This window comes from Pseudomonas sp. B611, from assembly GCF_055407965.1.
The window spans coordinates 45,915-62,925 of record NZ_JBUZST010000015.1; the positions used below are offsets into that span (position 1 = coordinate 45,915).

The 17,011-nt window shown below is 62.7% G+C and carries 13 protein-coding genes; 5 read left to right on the top strand and 8 right to left on the bottom strand.

Translation table 11 applies throughout. The features are described 5' to 3' along the window. Positions 1-23 precede the first annotated feature (23 nt). From ACZRMO_RS23835 to ACZRMO_RS23855, 5 genes are all read left to right on the top strand, one after another. Entirely contained in the window at positions 24-1,061 is a 1,038-nt protein-coding gene (locus ACZRMO_RS23835; RefSeq protein ID WP_463974473.1) for a WD40/YVTN/BNR-like repeat-containing protein, read from the top strand. Between the two features lie 18 nt (positions 1,062-1,079). Next, on the top strand, positions 1,080-3,455 hold the full coding sequence (locus ACZRMO_RS23840) for an efflux RND transporter permease subunit (RefSeq protein WP_124528484.1): 2,376 nt from the start codon (positions 1,080-1,082) through the stop codon (positions 3,453-3,455). A 78-nt stretch (positions 3,456-3,533) separates the two neighbouring features. Then, positions 3,534-3,827: a DUF5629 family protein gene (locus ACZRMO_RS23845; protein ID WP_124528482.1), complete on the top strand. Its 294-nt coding sequence runs from the start codon at positions 3,534-3,536 to the stop codon at positions 3,825-3,827. Then, positions 3,814-4,989, top strand: coding sequence for a lactonase family protein (locus ACZRMO_RS23850; RefSeq protein ID WP_124528480.1), 1,176 nt, complete (start codon positions 3,814-3,816; stop codon positions 4,987-4,989). Before ACZRMO_RS23845 ends, ACZRMO_RS23850 begins: the two co-directional genes overlap by 14 nt. A 155-nt stretch (positions 4,990-5,144) precedes the next feature. Next, positions 5,145-5,324, top strand: coding sequence for a hypothetical protein (locus tag ACZRMO_RS23855; protein ID WP_017739136.1), 180 nt, complete (start codon positions 5,145-5,147; stop codon positions 5,322-5,324). A gap of 144 nt (positions 5,325-5,468) precedes the next feature. On the opposite strand, the gene ACZRMO_RS23860 is transcribed toward ACZRMO_RS23855, so the two are convergent. From ACZRMO_RS23860 to ACZRMO_RS23895, 8 genes are all read right to left on the bottom strand, one after another. Then, a complete protein-coding gene (locus ACZRMO_RS23860) occupies positions 5,469-6,062 on the bottom strand; it encodes a glutathione S-transferase (RefSeq protein ID WP_463974411.1) in 594 nt (197 codons plus the stop codon). Then, positions 6,059-9,697, bottom strand: coding sequence for an AAA family ATPase (locus ACZRMO_RS23865; RefSeq protein WP_463974412.1), 3,639 nt, complete (start codon positions 9,695-9,697; stop codon positions 6,059-6,061). Before ACZRMO_RS23865 ends, ACZRMO_RS23860 begins: the two co-directional genes overlap by 4 nt. Beyond that, entirely contained in the window at positions 9,694-10,935 is a 1,242-nt protein-coding gene (locus tag ACZRMO_RS23870) for an exonuclease SbcCD subunit D C-terminal domain-containing protein (RefSeq protein ID WP_463974413.1), read from the bottom strand. Before ACZRMO_RS23870 ends, ACZRMO_RS23865 begins: the two co-directional genes overlap by 4 nt. Positions 10,936-11,133: 198 nt before the next feature. Further along, complete coding sequence (locus ACZRMO_RS23875; RefSeq protein WP_463974414.1) at positions 11,134-12,774, bottom strand: BatD family protein; 1,641 nt, start codon at positions 12,772-12,774, stop codon at positions 11,134-11,136. Then, positions 12,771-14,510, bottom strand: a complete 1,740-nt coding sequence (locus ACZRMO_RS23880) for a tetratricopeptide repeat protein (protein ID WP_463974415.1) — start codon at positions 14,508-14,510, stop codon at positions 12,771-12,773. Before ACZRMO_RS23880 ends, ACZRMO_RS23875 begins: the two co-directional genes overlap by 4 nt. Further along, positions 14,507-15,595, bottom strand: coding sequence for a vWA domain-containing protein (locus ACZRMO_RS23885; protein WP_463974416.1), 1,089 nt, complete (start codon positions 15,593-15,595; stop codon positions 14,507-14,509). The genes ACZRMO_RS23880 and ACZRMO_RS23885 overlap by 4 nt, the downstream gene beginning before the upstream one ends. Beyond that, positions 15,588-16,082 (bottom strand): DUF4381 domain-containing protein, encoded by a 495-nt coding sequence (locus ACZRMO_RS23890; RefSeq protein ID WP_124528467.1) that lies wholly within the window; start codon positions 16,080-16,082, stop codon positions 15,588-15,590. The genes ACZRMO_RS23885 and ACZRMO_RS23890 overlap by 8 nt, the downstream gene beginning before the upstream one ends. Next, positions 16,079-17,011 (bottom strand): DUF58 domain-containing protein, encoded by a 933-nt coding sequence (locus ACZRMO_RS23895; RefSeq protein ID WP_017739128.1) that lies wholly within the window; start codon positions 17,009-17,011, stop codon positions 16,079-16,081. The genes ACZRMO_RS23890 and ACZRMO_RS23895 overlap by 4 nt, the downstream gene beginning before the upstream one ends.

Consider the following 17,011-nt stretch of genomic DNA (forward strand, 5'->3'; position numbering starts at 1 on the left):
GAAGGTCTATGAGTGAGCCTGTCATGGGTTGGGTTGTTTGCCGCCCACGCGCCGCACGCAGGGTTGCGTTGCTGGCCACAGCGCTCTCGCTGTTTGGGGCCGTCGCGTTGCCGACCGTCGCCCAGGCCGCTGGCGATACCCCCGCCGCGGCGGTGTTTGCAATTGAATCGCCCAAGGCCGCCAAGGGCCTGATGATCGACGTGGTGCACGCCGGCAAGCGCCTGGTGGCGGTCGGTGATCGCGGGCATATCCTCTATTCCGATGACCAGGGCGCGACCTGGACGCAAGCCAAAGTCCCCACCCGGCAGTTGCTCACGGCGGTGTTTTTCGTCGATGACAAACAAGGCTGGGCCGTCGGGCACGATGCGCAAATCCTCGCCAGCACCGACGGCGGCGCCACCTGGACCCAGCAGTATCAAGACCTCAAGCGCGAATCGCCGCTGCTGGATATCTGGTTCAACAACGCCAACCACGGCCTGGCTGTCGGCGCCTACGGTGCGCTGATCGAAACCACCGACGGCGGCAAAACCTGGGCCGATGTCAGCGACCGCCTCGACAACGAAGACCAATTCCACCTCAATGCCATCGCCTTTATCAAGGACGCCGGCCTGTTTATCGTCGGCGAGCAGGGCAGCATGTTCCGCTCCAGCGATGACGGCCAGACCTGGGAAAAGCTCGAAGGCCCCTACGAGGGCTCACTGTTCGGCGTAATCAGCACGGCGCAGCCGCAAACCCTGTTGGCCTATGGCTTGCGCGGCAACCTGTATCGCTCCACGGATTTTGGTAGCACCTGGGAGCAGGTCGAGCTCAAGGCCGCGCGGGGTGCGCTGGAGTTTGGCTTGTCCGGCGCGACATTGCTGGATGACGGTTCCATCGTGGTCGTCGGCAATGGCGGCAGTGTGGTGGTCAGCCATGACGACGGGGTGACCTTCAGTGTCTTCAACCGCCCGGACCGGATTTCACTCTCGGCCGTGACGGCGGCAGGCAACGGCAACTTGATCCTCGCGGGGCAGGGTGGCGTGCGTGTCGCCACCGTTGCCGGCGCAGAGCTCTCAAAATAATAAGAAGGCGGGGATTCAATGAGCAGTCATCACAACGATAAAGCGACCTTTCTTGAGCGTCTGATCTTCAACAACCGCCCGGCAGTGATCGTGATCTGCCTGTTGGTGAGCATTTTCCTGTTCTGGCAGGCGACGTTGATTCGCCCGTCCACCAGCTTTGAAAAGATGATCCCCCTCAAGCACCCCTTCATCGAGAAGATGATGGAGCACCGCAACGACCTGGCGAACCTGGGCAACACGGTGCGTATTTCGGTGGAGGCGAAGGACGGTGACATCTTTACCCAGGAATACATGGAGACCCTGCGGCAGATCAACGACGAGGTGTTCTACATCTCCGGCGTCGACCGCTCGGGCCTCAAGTCGCTGTGGAGCCCCAGCGTACGCTGGACCGAAGTGACCGAAGAGGGCTTCGCCGGCGGAGAGGTGATCCCGCAGAGCTACAACGGCTCGCCGGAAAGCCTCGATCAGCTGCGCAACAACGTGCTCAAGTCCGGCCAGGTCGGGCGCCTGGTGTCCAACGACTTCAAGTCGAGCATCGTCGATATCCCGCTGCTGGAGGCCTACCCGGACCCGCAGGACCAGGGCAAGTTGCTGGCCCTGGACTATCGCAAGTTCTCCCATGAACTCGAAGACAAGATCCGCGACAAATTCGAGGCGCAGAACCCCAACGTCAAGATCCACATTGTCGGTTTCGCCAAGAAGGTCGGTGACCTGATCGATGGCCTGGTGATGGTGGTGATGTTCTTCGGCATCGCGTTTGTCATTACCCTGATCCTGTTGCTGTGGTTCACCAACTGCCTGCGCAGCACCATCGCCGTACTGAGCACCACGTTGGTAGCGGTAATCTGGCAACTGGGCCTGATGCACTTTTTCGGTTTTGGCCTCGATCCGTATTCGATGCTGGTGCCGTTCCTGATCTTTGCCATCGGTATTTCCCACGGCGTGCAGAAGATCAACGGTATCGCCCTGCAATCCAGCGAGGCCGACAACGCGTTGACGGCGGCGCGACGTACGTTCCGGCAACTGTTCCTGCCGGGGATGATCGCGATTCTGGCGGATGCGGTGGGCTTTATTACGCTGCTGATCATCGATATCGGCGTGATCCGCGAACTGGCCATCGGTGCGTCCATCGGTGTGGCGGTGATCGTGTTTACCAACCTGATCCTGCTGCCGGTGGCGATTTCCTACGTCGGCATCAGCAAGCGCGCCATCGCCAAGAGCAAGAAAGACGCGAATCGCGAACACGGGTTCTGGCGCCTGCTGTCGAACTTTGCCAGCCCGAAAGTCGCCCCGATCTCCATCGCCCTGGCGCTGGTCGCCTTTGGCGGCGGCCTCTGGTACAGCCAGAACCTGAAGATCGGCGACCTTGATCAGGGCGCGCCGGAACTGCGCCCGGATTCGCGCTACAACAAAGACAACAACTTCATCATCAGCAACTACTCCACCAGTTCCGATGTATTGGTGGTGATGGTCAAGACCGCGGCCGAGGGCTGTTCGCGTTATGAAGCCATGGCGCCCATCGACCAGTTGATGTGGAAGATGCAGAACACCGAGGGCGTGCAGTCGGCGATCTCGTTGGTGACCGTGTCCAAGCAGATGATCAAGGGCATGAACGAGGGCAACCTGAAATGGGAAACCCTGTCGCGCAACCCCGATGTATTGAACAGCTCGATCTCCCGTGCCGATGGCCTGTACAACAACAATTGCTCCCTGGCGCCGGTGCTTGTGTTCCTCAACGACCACAAGGCTGAAACCCTCGACCGTGCGGTGCATGCGGTGCAGGAATTTGCCAAGGAGAACAACAAGGACGGCCTGGAATTCATCCTCGCCGCCGGTAATGCCGGGATTGAAGCCGCGACCAACGAGGTGATCAAGGAGTCGGAACTGACCATTCTGATCCTGGTGTACCTGTGCGTGGCGACCATGTGCATGATCACCTTCCGCTCGTGGGCGGCGACCCTGTGCATCGTGCTGCCGCTGGTGCTGACGTCGGTACTGGGCAACGCGTTGATGGCGTTCATGGGTATCGGCGTCAAGGTCGCGACCTTGCCGGTGGTGGCCCTGGGTGTGGGGATTGGCGTGGACTACGGCATCTATATCTACAGCCGCCTGGAAAGCTTCCTGCGTGCCGGCTTGCCACTGCAAGAGGCGTATTACCAGACGCTCAAGTCCACTGGTAAAGCTGTGCTGTTCACCGGTTTGTGCCTGGCGATTGGCGTGTGTACCTGGATCTTCTCGGCGATCAAGTTCCAGGCCGACATGGGCCTGATGCTGACCTTCATGTTGCTGTGGAACATGTTCGGTGCGCTGTGGCTTTTGCCGGCACTGGCGCGGTTCCTGATCAAACCCGAGAAGTTGGCGGGGCAGAAGGGCAACTCACTGTTCGCCCATTGATCGATTAGACCATTGCCGCAAGGCACGGCGGGGGAATTGACCTATCATGTGTCTTTTCCCCCGCAGTGACTTCACATCATGACCGACGCAACACCAAACCTGAGCAGCGCCCTGAACGACAGCGACATGCTGATCATCAACGGGCTGCACGCCTTCGAGTTCACCTTTGACCAGCATTTGCTGATCGAAAGCATGGACGGCCGGGACCTCAAGCGTTGGAAGTTCAGTCCCGAACAACTGGCCGCCGCGACCTTCGATGAAAGCTTGCAAAGCTGGTTGCTGATCAATGAAGACGGCGAGCACCGCCTGGTTTGCTTGAGCGCGTTCACCGGCAACAATAACGACGAGGACGAAGCCGATGCTGATGCGTAAATTCTGGCCCCTGCTGATGGCGGGCAGTGTTGGAGCCATGTCGGTGCAGGCCGCGCCGGCCGAGACCTATGAACTGTTGGTCGGCAGCTACACCGCCGGCACCAGCGAAGGCATCTACCGCCTGCAATTCGACAGCCGTACCGGTAAGTTTCAGGGCCAGCCCGTCTTGGCCGCCAAGGCCGCGAACCCGTCCTGGTTGACCGTTTCCAAGGACCAGAAACATTTGTTTGTGGTCAATGAGAATGGCCCGGGTCAGAAGGATCCGGTCGGTCGTGTGAGCAGTTACCGCATCGACCCGCAGAGTCATCAACTGACCCTGATCAATCAGGTGCAGAGCCTGGGCAACGAACCGACTCACTCCAGCGTGGCCGCTGACGGGCGTTATCTTTTCGTTGCCAACTATTCGGTACTGGAAGATCCGGGCGGCAGCCTGGCGATCCTGCCCGTGGACGCTGCTGGCACACTGTCGGCACCCGTGCAGTTGAGCGGGCACCCGGCCAGCCGCGTCAACCCTGAGCGCCAGGCGTCCAACCATGTGCATTCGGTGGTGTCGTCACCGGACGGCAAGTACGTGTTTGTGCAAGACCTGGGCGCCGACAAGGTGTTTGCCTACCGCTACGATCCCAAGGCCAACCACGAGCTGCCGCTGACCCCGGCCAACCCGGCTGCAGTGCAATTGCCACCGGGCAGCGGCCCGCGTCACCTGTTGTTCAGCGCGGATGGCAAGCATGCCTGGCTGACCACCGAGATGAGCGCCCAGGTCGCGGTGTATGACTACCACGATGGCACACTCACCCAGACCCAATTGGTGGACTTCGCGGCTGGCCAGCCGGTGTCCGACAAGGCCGGTGCTGCGCTGCACGCGTCCAGCGACGGCAAGTTCCTGTATGTGAGCAACCGTGGCACGGCCAATCAACTGCTGGTATTCAGCATCGATCCGGCCACCGCGCACCTCAAGGAACTGCAACGCCGCTCCGTAGAGGGCGACCATCCGCGTGAGTTCAGCCTGGATCCGAGCGGCAAGTTCTTGCTGATCGCCAACCAGAAAAGCAATGAAATCGTAGTGGTCGAGCGTGACCCCAAGACCGGCCTGCTGGGTAAAACCGTGCAGAAATTGCCGATCGATGCGCCTAGCGACCTCAAGTTCTTGCTGCGTCAATAAGCCACAGGCCCCGCACTGCGGGGCCTGCGCCTTTCTATTAATTCGAGTGATAACGGCTACTGTTTCAAAGCATTTCTAAGGCGTAACCCTCGGGCGTAAGTTTGGTTCCAAGGCCTTCCCGGCCACTCAATCAAACGAACACAAGGGTTACCGCCATGAACTTCAATCTCTTCTCGATCATCGCTGCTTCCGCCGTTTCCGCCACCGTGGCCCTGCCGGCTGCCGCCAGCGTGGAACTCACCGGCAAAAAATCCAGCACCAGCGCCTATACCCAGAAATACCTGCAACAGAGCGCCAATTTCTATGCCGCCCTGGATCACAAAGCCCAGCACTGATCCAGGAGCGAATGAGGTCAAATGTGGGAGCGGGCTTGCTCGCGAATGCGGTGGATCAGTAACAAATTTGGTGACTGACACTCCGCTTTCGCGAGCAAGCCCGCTCCCACACAAGCCCGCTCCCACATTCGGATTGTGTGGCTTTCAAGCCTTCGCCATGACGGCAACAAAGAGCGGTGAATCCAGAAAACGCTGCAACCAAACCTGCAACCGTTTATACGACGTACCGGCAAACCACACTCGATCCACATGGGCAAACTGGCGCACAAACGGCGCCAGTGCAGCATCCGCCAGGGTCAGGTGGTTTGCCAGCAGGTAATCCCGCTCGGCCAGCAACCCCTCCAACTTCTGCAAGAACACTTCGCCCTCGGCCCGATAATGTTCCATCGATTGTTCCGGGTAGCGGTCGGCGTACTTGTATCGATTCAAGTGATGCTTGAAGCCCTGATCGTTCTCTGCGATCAACCCCAAGACTGCCGGATTACCGTGCAGCAACCAGTCGTCAGGATCGTGCTGGGCCAGGGCCCATTGCATGATCTCCAGGCTCTCTTCAATCACCCGCCCGTCAACGCTCAACACCGGCACCGTGCCTTTGGGCGATAGCGCGAGCATTTCGGCCGGCTTGGCCTTGAGGCTGACCTCGACGATACGTACCGGCACGCCGGCGTAGCGCAACGCCAACCGTGCGCGCATCGCGTACGGGCAGCGGCGGAACGAATACAGCAGCGCCTCGCTCACTTGACCTCCAGGGTGCTCAGGCCATTGCCTTGGCGCTTGACCTGGATCTGCACCGGGATGCGCTCGTGCATTTCCTGCACGTGGGAAATTACCGCGACTTTGCGGCCCTGAGCCTGCAAACCGTCCAACGCATCCATCGCCAGTTGCAGCGATTCCGGGTCCAGGCTGCCGAACCCTTCATCGATAAACAGCGACTCGATCTTCAACGTGCTCGACGCCATCGACGCCAAGCCCAGGGCCAGCGCCAGGGACACCAGGAAGGTTTCACCGCCGGACAACGAGTGCACCGAGCGCAGTTCATCGCCCATTTCCGTGTCCATCACCAACAAACCGAGCATGCTGCCGCCGCGCTTGAGGCGGTAGCGCCGCACCAGCTGACGCAGTTGTACGTTGGCGTGGTGCACCAGCAGGTCGAGGTTGTAGGCCTGGGCGATCTTGCGGAACGTGTCGCCGGTGGCGGAACCGATCAACGCATTCAGACGTGCCCAGCGTTGCCACTCGTCGTAGGCCTGGGTGATCTGTTCGGCGAAGGCTTGGTTGGCGTCCTGGCGGCGCTGATCTTCGGACTGGCGCGCACGCAACTCGGCGCAGTGTTTTTCGCTGTCGGCCAACTGCTGGTTGAGGCTGGCCAGGGCGCTGTCCAGTGCCTCGGCGTCGAGGTTGCCATTGTGCAGGGCCTGATGCTGAGCCAGCAGATGCTCGCGCTCTTGCAACAAGACCTTGGCCTGCTCGACGGCTTTTTCGCTGTGTTGCAGTTGCTGGCGCAACTGGCTCACCTGGGTGTCGTCGTAGGCCAGCAAGCGGTCCAGGCCGGCGTCGTCGAGTTCCGGGTGCAGGGCACGCCACTCGCCGAGGCGGCTGGCGAGGGTCTGTTGTTCGGCTTGCAAAGCCTGCTCGCGCTCTTGCTGGGCCTTGAGGTCGGCCGCCAGTTGGATCAGTGCGTTGTGGATCTCTTGCAGCTGTTTGCTGGCATCGGTTTCGCTTTGGCGTGAGCCGGTGACGGCCTCATCCAACTGGTGTTGCCATTGCTCGGCACTGACGTGCTCGCCGAGCAACGTGCTGAGCGTGGCCTGGGCGGCCTGTTGCTGGGCCGCCACGTCGTCGACCTGTTGAACCAGCACATCGAGTTGTTGCTGGCGATGCTGTTGGTGGGTCTGTTCTTTCTCGATGACCTGCTGGCGTTCTTGCCGCTCGGCCAGCTCATCGCGTTGATGGCCCAGCTGTTCAAGGCGCTGGCTGATCTGCTGGTCCAGCTGCATGAAGGTGGCGGCCGGCTCGGTGCGCAAGCCTTCCAGGGTGTGCGCAGGCAGCAGGCTGGCGAAGGCGTTCAGTTCCTCCTCGAGACGTTCGCGGTCGTTGGCCAACTCGCGTTGCTGGTCCACCAGCAATTGGCGCGCCTGTTGGCTGGCTTCCTGGGCAGCTTGCACTTGTTGCTGCAGGCGCCCGGCGTTCTGTTGCAGGTTGAGCAGGGCGCCTTGGCGCTGTTCGTCCTGGGTGATGCTCTGGGTCAGTTGGCTCAGTTGCTGGTCCAGCCAGGCGCTGCGCTTGGCCGTGTCCTGGTCGAACAACGCCGCGGACAACGGGTGCGCATCCAGGCTTGGCTTGAGGGCTTGCTGTTGCGTCGTCAGCTGTTCCTGTTGTTGCAGGTATTCCTTTTGCTGGGCAATCAGGCCGCCCACTTCACCGCGCAGCTCGGTGAGTTTTTCCTTGAGGGTATCGACGGCTTTCTGTGCCGAGGCCTCTTCGTTTTCGTCATGACGACCCAGGCTTTGCAACAGGGCTTCGGGCTGGTGGTACGGGTGCTCGTGGCTGCCACACACCGGGCACGGCTGGTCGTCCTGCAACTGTTCGCGCAACTCTTCGACGCTGGCGCTGCGGGCCAGGCGCTGGCGTTCCAGCAGCTGTTTGGTCACGCTCAGCGTTTGTTCGGCAACGGTCAATTCGGCTTTGGTTTGCAGGCCAGTCTGGTTCAGTTGCTCGCGCTGCTGTTGGGCATCGGTGAGTTTTTGCGTCAGCGTGGTGGCTTGCTGGTCCAGCTGTTGCTGGCTGTCCCACAGGCGCGTCAGGTCTTCGAAGGCGCGCTGTTGTTTGCGATTGTCCTGCAGCAGGCTGGCGAGCAATTGGATCTGCTCGGCCACCGCATGGGGTTCGGCACCGGCTTCCTGATACAGCAGGTCCAGGGCTTCACGTTGCCCGGTGAACTGCTCGGCGGCGGCGGTGGCGCGTTGTTCCAACTGCGGCAGTTCGGCTTGGCCTTTGTTCAGGCGATTGCCGATCAGCATCAGTTGTTGCAGGCGGTCGCGGTAGGCGGTCCAGGCATCGCTCAAGGGCGCGAGGCCGACGCTGCGCTCAAGCTCGGTCGCCAGGCGTTGCAGGCGTTCGCAGACTTGGCTCTGTTTTTCCAGCAGGCCATTGAGCTGTGTCAGGCCTTCGGTGCTGGCGTGTTCCTGCTGCTGTTTTTCTTCGGAGCGCTTGGCTAATTCGGTGGTCAAGCGGGTGAGGGTGCTTTGCTCTTCAAATGCCTGGCGCAGCAAAGGCCCTGCATCGGCCTGGTGTTTCAGGGCTTCGGCCAAGGCGGTTTGCGCGTTGGCTTGTTGTTGCCGGGCCTGTTCCTGCCGGGTGTGCAGTTCAGCTTGTTGCTGGCTATGGGATTGAATCTGCGCGGCCAACGGCGCAAGCAGGCTGCCGAGTTCGGCCTGGCGCGCGAACTGATGGCGTTGCGGCGCCAACTGCTCCAGGCGGTTCAGGTCTTCGCGTTGCTGGCCCTGGTTCTCCCAGTCGGCTTGCGCGCGCTGCAGTTGTCCGGTGGCGGCCCGTTGGCGTTCCTGCCAGTCGTGCAGTTCCTTGAGCCAGGTGTGCTGAAGCTCAAGCTGTTTGAGCTGGACTTGCTGGGTCTTGAGCTGCTGTTGCGCGGCGTCAAACTGCTGATCCAACTCGGCGCGTGCTTCGGGTGCCAGGGGAACCACGCCAACCGCCTGGTCCTGCAACTGCTTGTGTACGTCACGGGCCTCTTTGGCCTTGTCGAAGGCACGCCGACCCAGCTGTGTGTAGAGCGCGGTGTCGGTGAGCTTTTCCAGCAGTTCGCTGCGTTCGTTGTCGTTGGCCTTGAGGAAGGCACTGAACTCGCTTTGCGCCAACAACACCGCACGGGTGAATTGCTCGAAGTTCAGGCCCAGCGCCAGTTCCAGCTGGGTCTTGTATTCGGTTTTCTGGCTGGCCAGCAGTTGTTCGCTGTCCAGGTCGATCAGGCTCTGGCGGCTGTTCTGCAACTTGCCGCTGGCCTTGTCGCGGGCGCGGTTGGCTTCCCAGCGCGCGCGGTAGCGCTTGCCGTTGACACCGACAAAATCCACCTCGGCATACCCGCCGCCGGTGCCGCGACGCAACAACGTACGCGGGTCGCCGATGGAAATATCACTGTCGGCATCCGGCATTTTCGCCTGGCCGGTATCGCCCAGGCGAGGCACGGCGCCGAACAACGCCAGGCACAGGGCATCCAGCAAGGTGCTTTTACCGGCACCGGTCGGCCCGGTAATGGCAAACAACCCGGCACTGGCCAGGGGCTCGGCGGTGAAATCGATCTCGAACGGGCCGGCCAAGGAGGCCAGGTTCTTCAGGCGGATGGCGAGGATCTTCATGGCTGTTCGCCCTCCTGTTGCACTTCCTGGAGCAGCACGGCGAAATCCTTCAAGGTCTGTTCATCCACTTCACTGCCGTAACTGTCCTGCCAGGCGCGGCTGAACAGTTCTTGGGGCGTGAGCTGGTCAAGTTCGACCAAGCGATCTTCGCCTTCCTCCTCACGGCTGCCTTTTCCGGCGTACTCGGCAGCGATGCGCACCAGGCGCACCGCCTTGCCTTGCAGGGCGGTTTCGATCTGCTGGCGCAGGTCCGGTTGCGGTTCGTCGAGGCGCACGCGCACTTCCAGCCAGGGGTGGCGCTGGGTTTCGGCGAGCAGGTCGATGTCCGGCAACTCGGCGAGCTGCGCAAGAATATCCGCCAGGGGCGCGGCTTCCAGGCGTTGCAGGTCGACCGAGCGCGGGATCAGCAGCGGTTCGACGCTCACCAGGGCTTGACCCTGGAAGGTCACGTCGAGGATCTGGTGCTTGTAGCCGATTTCGGAGAACGACAGCGGAATCGGCGAGCCGCTGTAGCGGATGCGTTCCTCACCATTGACCTTTTGCGGCTTGTGCAAATGGCCGAGGGCAACATAACCGACACTTCTGTCGAACAGCTTGGCGGGGAGTGCCTCGGCATTGCCGATGATCAGGCTGCGCTCGGAGTCTTCCGACACCGATCCACCGGCCATGTGCGCATGGCTGATGGCGATCAATGCCTGGCCTTTTTTACGTTTGGCGTTGGCGGCAGCGATCAGCCATTCGTGCACCTGGCCGATACCGCGCAGGTAATCGTCACCCAAGTGCGCCCCGGTGACTTCCGCCGGGCGCAGAAACGGTAGCGCCAGGCACCAGGCAGCGATCTTGCCCTTGGCATCCGGCAACGGGATCAGCAGGCGCTCGGCATCCAATTGGCCGTCATCCAGCCACAACACCCGCCCGAGGGCATGGGTGCGCAGGCGACGCATCAACGGTGCGGGCAATTCGATACGCGAGCCTGAGTCGTGGTTGCCGGCGATCATCACGATGGTGAGGTTGGGGTTTTGTTCGTGGGCGCTGATGATGAAGTCATACAGGCGCTCCTGGGCCTTGAGCGGCGGGTTGACCGTGTCGAAGATATCGCCGGCGATCAGCAGCGCATCGGGTTGATGGGTCTTGAGTTGGCCCAACAGCCAGTCGAGGAAACAGGCGTGTTCGTAATCGCGTTCCTGGCCATGCAGGTTTTGCCCAAGGTGCCAGTCGGAGGTGTGGAACAGACGCAAGGCGAACTCCCTGGAGAAGATGAAAAGGAGGGGAGTTTACCTGTATTGCGAACACATCGCCCCCTGCGGGAGCTGGCTTGTGTGGGAGCTGGCTTGCCTGCGATGCAGGCGCCTCGGTTTGTCAGCCATACCGAGGTGATGCCATCGCAGGCAAGCCAGCTCCCACAGGGGATTGTGGTGTTTTTGGGGGGAGCGTGATTACTTGGGGTAGAGCGGTGGCAGGCTCGTGGTGTCGGCAGTGGGGTCGGCTTCGCGTTCGGCCATTGGGATGGCCTTTACCGCGCGCCACAGCTCTTCACCCAGCCAATACTGGCCGCTTTCGCTGTAGAGCGCGCCGTTCAGGCCGTCCAAGGCATCGGACAGCGGGATAAACCGCGCAGCCATCTCGGCCAGGGTTTCCGGTTGCTGCCGCGCCCAGGCGTCGAGGGCCTGTCGGGTGGCCTGGGGGTCGTTGGCCTGGGTGGCGCGCTTGAGGTCGTCGAGCAAGGTGCGCGGGCTTGGGCCGGTTTGTGCGGCGCGCAGTACGGCCGGTTGCCGGCGCGCGCGCCACCACAGGCCGAAACCCAGGAGCGTGGTGCAGGCCAGGATCAGCGTACTGAGCTGCCACAACCACAGGCGGCTGTCGTCCGGCGCCGTGATGACAGTGGGCGTGGCAGGCGTATCCACCACCAGGCTCGGGTTGTTGGCGACCTGCAAGGTCCGCGCCGGCAGGCTGGTGCGTTCCAGGTGGTCTTCGTGGGTGTTCCACCACACCACTTCCACCGCCGGCAGTTCCAGTGGGCCGACGCGGTTGGGCACCAGGGCTTCGCGGTCTTCGCGGCTGCCGATCAGGCCACGGTCATTGGTCTGGTTGGCGAGCACCGGTTGATCCGGGTAGCGGCGCAGGCCGCTGATCTCGCTGCTGGGCAGGGCCGGCAGTTGTGCGCTCGACAGGCCTTCGGCCTTGATCGTGAGGCTGCGGGTCAGCGAGTCGCCGATCTGCACATGCTCCGGCTCGGGGTTCCAGCTTTCGTCGAGGGTCAGGCTACGTGCGGGCAGCCATGGTGTATCGGCGGGGTATAGCTCAGGCTTGGGCTTGACCGTCAGTGGCAGCGGCGCCGAGCTGACGTGGATCAACTTGCCGGGCTTGGTACCTTGCAGGGTATTTTCCTGGGGCGGGCGTGATTCCACCAAGGTGGCGCTGAAGGTCTGCGCGGGAATATCCAGCACACCGCTGTGTTGCGGGTAGATCGCGTAGCGGGTTTCGATCACGCCATGGCGGATGCTGTTGATGACTTTTTCGTAGGTGCGCGACTCGCCCAACTGCTCGATGCGTGCGTCGGGGATCTGCAGCGGTGTAAGGCTGCTGTCGTCATACAGCGACACCGAGTGGTACACGCGCACCGTCAGCAGGGCCTGGGCCTGTACGTACACGCTGGTCTGGTCGAGGTTGGCTTCGACAAACACCGGCGCCAGTTCGGCGTTGGTGTTCTGGCTGGCGGTCTCGACCACTTGCAGGCTGATGGGTTGGGTCGAATATTCGCCCACTTGCAGCGGTGGGATCACCACGGTGCCATTTTGCTTGGGCAGCAGGGTGATGATCCAACGCGTGGTGGCGTGGTTGTCGCCGCCCAGGGTGGTGAGTTGGTTGAGCTGGCGGGTGCCGCTGACTTCGAACTGCGCATCCAGGGGCGACAGGTCAGGTTTGCCGAACTGGGTGACGTCGCTGGATTCCACCGTCAGTTCCACCGTTTCCCCGGAGTTGAGGCGGCTGCGGTCAACGCTGGCGACCAGGTTCGCCGCTTGGGCGTGGCCTGCCGATAACGCGAGCAGAAGCAGTAGGGTGGGGCGGCGGCTCATCGAGTCTTGTCCTGATGTTGTTGCTGTTCGTACCAGAATTTGCGGCGCAGCAGTTCGCCGGGGTTGTCGGGGATCTCCCGCAACCATTGCTCCAGGGCCTGGCGGTGTTCACCGTCGAGGCTGGCGTCGCTGGGGCGTAGCGGCGGGGTGGTGGTTTGCTCATCCCCCAGTTCGCTGCCCGGCACTTCGTTGCCACCGGGGTGGGGCGTGGCGCCGGTCTGGGTATCGCCAGTGCCGGCTTCGCCCTGGCCTTGGGACGATTGCTCGCCACCCGTAGCGTTTTGTCCGCTGGCGCCCGGTTGCGCAGTTTGGCCGGGTTGGGTGGTTTCGTCATCTCTGTTTTTTGCCGGCTTTTCGGGTTCCGGCTGCGCTTGCTCCTGCATCAGGGTTTCCAGCAGGGCTTTGTTTTTCAGTGCCGGTTGCAGGTCGGGCTGGGCTTCCAAGGCCTGTTCGTAGGCGTCGATCGCCGCTTCCAGTTCACCGGATTTGGCCAGCGCATTGCCTCGATTGTAGTGGGAATAGGCGTCATTGCCTTCGGCAAAGCGTTTGATGGCTTCGGCGTAGTTGCCGGCTTCGTACAGTGCCACGCCTTGCCACTGCGGGTCCTGGAAGTGTTCGGCGGCTTCGGCGGGGCGTTTTTGCTTGAGCAGGTACTGGCCTTGCTGGTCGGGGCGCAGCCACAGGTCCTGCCAGTCGAAGGCATAGCTGGGTTGTGGCGCGACCAGGAGCAGCAGCGGCAGGCAGAACAACCAGCCGCGCCGCCCGGCACAGGCGGCCAGCAGCAGCAATGGCAGCAGCAGCCAATAACCCTGGTCGGCCCAGGTGTCGAGGTGCAGGCGCTGGCCGTCGTCGCGCAGGGCTTGCGGCGGGTCGAGCACGCCAAGCTGGCGCAGGTCTTTGTCATCCAGGCGCGCGGCACGGTAGCGGCCGCCCATTTCGTTGGCGAAGGCCTTGAGGGTCGGGCTGTCGAGGCGCGGCACCAGGATCGCGCCTTGTTCGTCCTTGAGGAATTCACCGCTTTCCTGGGTCACGGGTGTGCCTTCACGGCTGCCGATGCCGAGGATCGACAGGCTCGGCGATTGCGCGCTTTGCAGCAGCAGGCGAATGCCCTGGCGCTCCTGTTTGGACAGCGACGAGCCGATCAGCAGCAAGCGCCCCTGGCCGAGACCGCCACGCTTGAGTAGGTCGAGGGCTTTTTCCACCGCCAAGTCGGCACGATGGCCCGCCTCGGGCATGATCGACGGGCGCAGGGCTTCCAGCAGGTTGCGACTGGTGGCCAGGTCGTCGGACAGCGGCACCAGCGTGTGGGCGCTGCCGGCATACACGACGATGGCGGTCTGCGCGTCACTGCGCGCCTGCAACAAGTCGTAGAGCTTGCGTCGCGCCTGTTCCAGGCGGTTGGGCGGGCTGTCGGTGGCGAGCATTTCCGGGGTCAGTTCCAGCAACACCACCAACGGGTCGGAGGGTTTCTGGCTGGACTGTTCAACCCGCTGCCAACTCGGCCCAAGCAGCGCGAGCACGGCCAACAGCCAGGCGATGCCCAGCACCACCCACGGCGATTTGCTTTCGCGACCGTTGCCACCACTGAGCAAGACGGCATGGAAGGCCGGCGGCAGGATCATCTGCCAGCGCCCGGCGCGTTTCTGCCGATGCCACAACTGCCACAGCAGCCAGCCGAGCAACGGCAGCAGCAACAGCCACCAGGGACGGAACCAATGCGGCCACAGGTCGATCATCGCCGCCTCCGCAAACGCAGGCGTTGCAGGCGCTTGCGCCATTCGGGGTGCTGTTGCAGGAAAATCCCCTTGCTTGTGAATTTGTTGAACAGCCGTTGCAGGGCGTTGTTCGGCCAGCGTTCCTGGACCACCAGCAACAGGCTCAGGATCAACGCCAGGGCCAGCGGCCCGCTATACAGCGCCTGCGCCGGGCGGGCCTGGGTCGGTTGTTGTTCGACCGGCTCAAGCTTGTCGAGGGTGTCCTTGATGGTTTGCAATTCTTCACCGTCGCGGGCACGGAAGTATTGCCCGCCGGTGGCCTGAGCGATGGCCTTGAGCGCCGGCTCGTCGAGGTCCAGGCTCGGGTTGACGCCAAGGATGCCCAGGGAACCGGTTTGCTCGGGGTCGGCGCCAATGCCGATAGGGTAGATCTTCACCCCTTCTTCGGCGGCCAGGCGCGCGGCGGTGAGCGGGTCGATCTGCCCGGCGTTGTTGGCGCCGTCCGTCACCAGGATCAGCACGCGGCTTTGTGCCGGGCGCTGGCGCAAGCGTTTGAGGGCCAGGCCGATGGCATCGCCGATGGCGGTGTTTTTGCCGGCGATGCCGATACGCGCTTCATCCAGCCAGGTGCGCACGGTGCGGCGGTCGAAGGTCAGTGGCGCTTGCAGGTAGGCCTGGCTGCCGAACAGGATCAGGCCGACGCGGTCGCCTTCGCGCTCCTCAAGGAAGTCGCCGAGCAAGTGTTTGACCAGGCTCAGGCGGCTGATGTCGTCGTCCTGCCAGTGCATGTCAGGGAAGTCCATGGAGCCGGACACATCCACCGCCACCAGCAGGTCGCGGCCGCTGGCGGCAATCGGCAGCGGTTCGCCGAGCCATTCCGGGCGCGCAGCGGCGGTCAGCAGCAGCAGCCACAGGACCACGAACGGCGCTTGCTGGCGCCAGCCCGGGAGGTTCACGCGGGCACGGCGGCGGGCGAGGCTTTCGAGGTCGCCCAGGTAGCTGACTTTCAACGCGGGCTCGCCGCTGTCGGCCACTGGCAGCACCAGGCGCATCAGCCAGGGCAATGGCAGCAGGGCGAAGATCCACGGCCAGGCGAACTCAAACATGTTTGCGAATCCAGGTGTCGACGGCTTGGGTCAGGCCGGCGATGGCTTTGTCGTCGAGTTTGCATTCGGGTTTATAGGCGCCTTCCACCAGCACCATCCAACGGGTGAGGCCCGCAGCGGGGCAGCGGTTATCGAGAAACGCCAGCCATTTGCGGCCATTGAGGGTGTGGCTCTGGCTGTAGGGGTAGTCGTTGCGGCACAGGCGCTTGAGCAGGCCGTTGAGTTGTTGCAGCCAGGCGCCGGCCGGGGCGCCATCGTAGGGCTTGGGCATCAGTGCCAGTTCCGCCAGGGCGGCAATGCGCAACGGGTCCAGCGGTTGTTCGGCGCGGGCCACGGGGCGTCGCGCGGGCAAGAAACGACGCAGCGTCCACAGCCCCCAGCCGAGCAGCGGGATCAGCAGCAACAATAGCCACCAGCCCGGCGCAGGTGGCCAGAAACCGATGGCCGGTGGGGCGATCAGCGGTTGCAGTTGGTCCAGGCTGCTCATTGCTTTTTCACCGGACGTTGCGGGTTGAGGTATTCGCGCAGTTGCTCGACCATTTCGCTCTGGGTGCTCAAGGGCATCAGCAGCACCCGCAGTTTTTGCGCGAGCAATTCCCAGCGGGCGATGCGCGCCTCGGCCTGGGCTTTATAGGCCTGGCGCAGATCGTAGTTCAGCGTATCCAGTTCCAACAGCGCGCCGCGCTGCGCAAAACGCAGCAGCCCGGCGGCGGGCAGGGCGTGGTCCAGCGGGTCGGAGATCGGCAACAGCAGCAGGTCGCAATGCCGCGACAACAGGCTCAGTTGCTGCTCGGCGCCTTCGGTCAGGGCGCGCTCGTCGCAGATCACAATCACCAGGCTGCCGGGGCGCAAGACTTCACGGCCACGGCGCAGGGCCATGCCCAGGGCGTCGGCTTCGGGGTGGCTTTCGGTGTTCAGGCTCTGGTTGACGCGCACCAAGCGGTTGAGCAGTTGCAGCAGGCTTTGCTTGCTGCGCCGGGGTTTGATTTCGTAGTGCTCGTTGTCGCCGAATACAAGCCCGCCGACGCGGTCGTTGTGCCCCAGCGCCGCCCAGCCGATCAGGCTCGCCGCCTGGGCCGCGAGCACCGACTTGAACATCTGCCCCGAGCCGAAAAACAGCCGGCAGCTTTGCTCGACCATGATGAAGATCGGCCGCTCGCGCTCTTCATGGAACAGTTTGGTGTGTGGCTCCTGGGTGCGCGCCGTCACGCGCCAGTCGATGGTGCGCACATCGTCGCCCGCCTGGTACACGCGCACCTGGTCGAAGTCGACACCGCGCCCGCGCAGTTTGGAGTGGTGCAGGCCGATCAGCGGGCTGCGTTGGCTGGGTGTGGAAAACAGCTGCACTTCGCGCACGCGATGGCGCATCTCGATCAATTCGCTGAGGGTGACGCGGATGCCATCGCTTGCGTTCAT

What these genes read in the sequence shown, in the direction of transcription:
- ACZRMO_RS23835 (WP_463974473.1), top strand. Translation starts at nt 24, where the DNA reads ATGGGTTGGGTTGTTTGCCGCCCACGCGCCGCACGCAGGGTTGCGTTG.
- ACZRMO_RS23840 (WP_124528484.1), top strand. Translation starts at nt 1,080, where the DNA reads ATGAGCAGTCATCACAACGATAAAGCGACCTTTCTTGAGCGTCTGATC.
- ACZRMO_RS23845 (WP_124528482.1), top strand. Translation starts at nt 3,534, where the DNA reads ATGACCGACGCAACACCAAACCTGAGCAGCGCCCTGAACGACAGCGAC.
- ACZRMO_RS23850 (WP_124528480.1), top strand. Translation starts at nt 3,814, where the DNA reads ATGCTGATGCGTAAATTCTGGCCCCTGCTGATGGCGGGCAGTGTTGGA.
- ACZRMO_RS23855 (WP_017739136.1), top strand. Translation starts at nt 5,145, where the DNA reads ATGAACTTCAATCTCTTCTCGATCATCGCTGCTTCCGCCGTTTCCGCC.
- ACZRMO_RS23865 (WP_463974412.1), bottom strand. Translation starts at nt 9,697, where the DNA reads ATGAAGATCCTCGCCATCCGCCTGAAGAACCTGGCCTCCTTGGCCGGC.
- ACZRMO_RS23875 (WP_463974414.1), bottom strand. Translation starts at nt 12,774, where the DNA reads ATGAGCCGCCGCCCCACCCTACTGCTTCTGCTCGCGTTATCGGCAGGC.
- ACZRMO_RS23880 (WP_463974415.1), bottom strand. Translation starts at nt 14,510, where the DNA reads ATGATCGACCTGTGGCCGCATTGGTTCCGTCCCTGGTGGCTGTTGCTG.
- ACZRMO_RS23885 (WP_463974416.1), bottom strand. Translation starts at nt 15,595, where the DNA reads ATGTTTGAGTTCGCCTGGCCGTGGATCTTCGCCCTGCTGCCATTGCCC.
- ACZRMO_RS23890 (WP_124528467.1), bottom strand. Translation starts at nt 16,082, where the DNA reads ATGAGCAGCCTGGACCAACTGCAACCGCTGATCGCCCCACCGGCCATC.
- ACZRMO_RS23895 (WP_017739128.1), bottom strand. Translation starts at nt 17,011, where the DNA reads ATGAACGCAAGCGATGGCATCCGCGTCACCCTCAGCGAATTGATCGAG.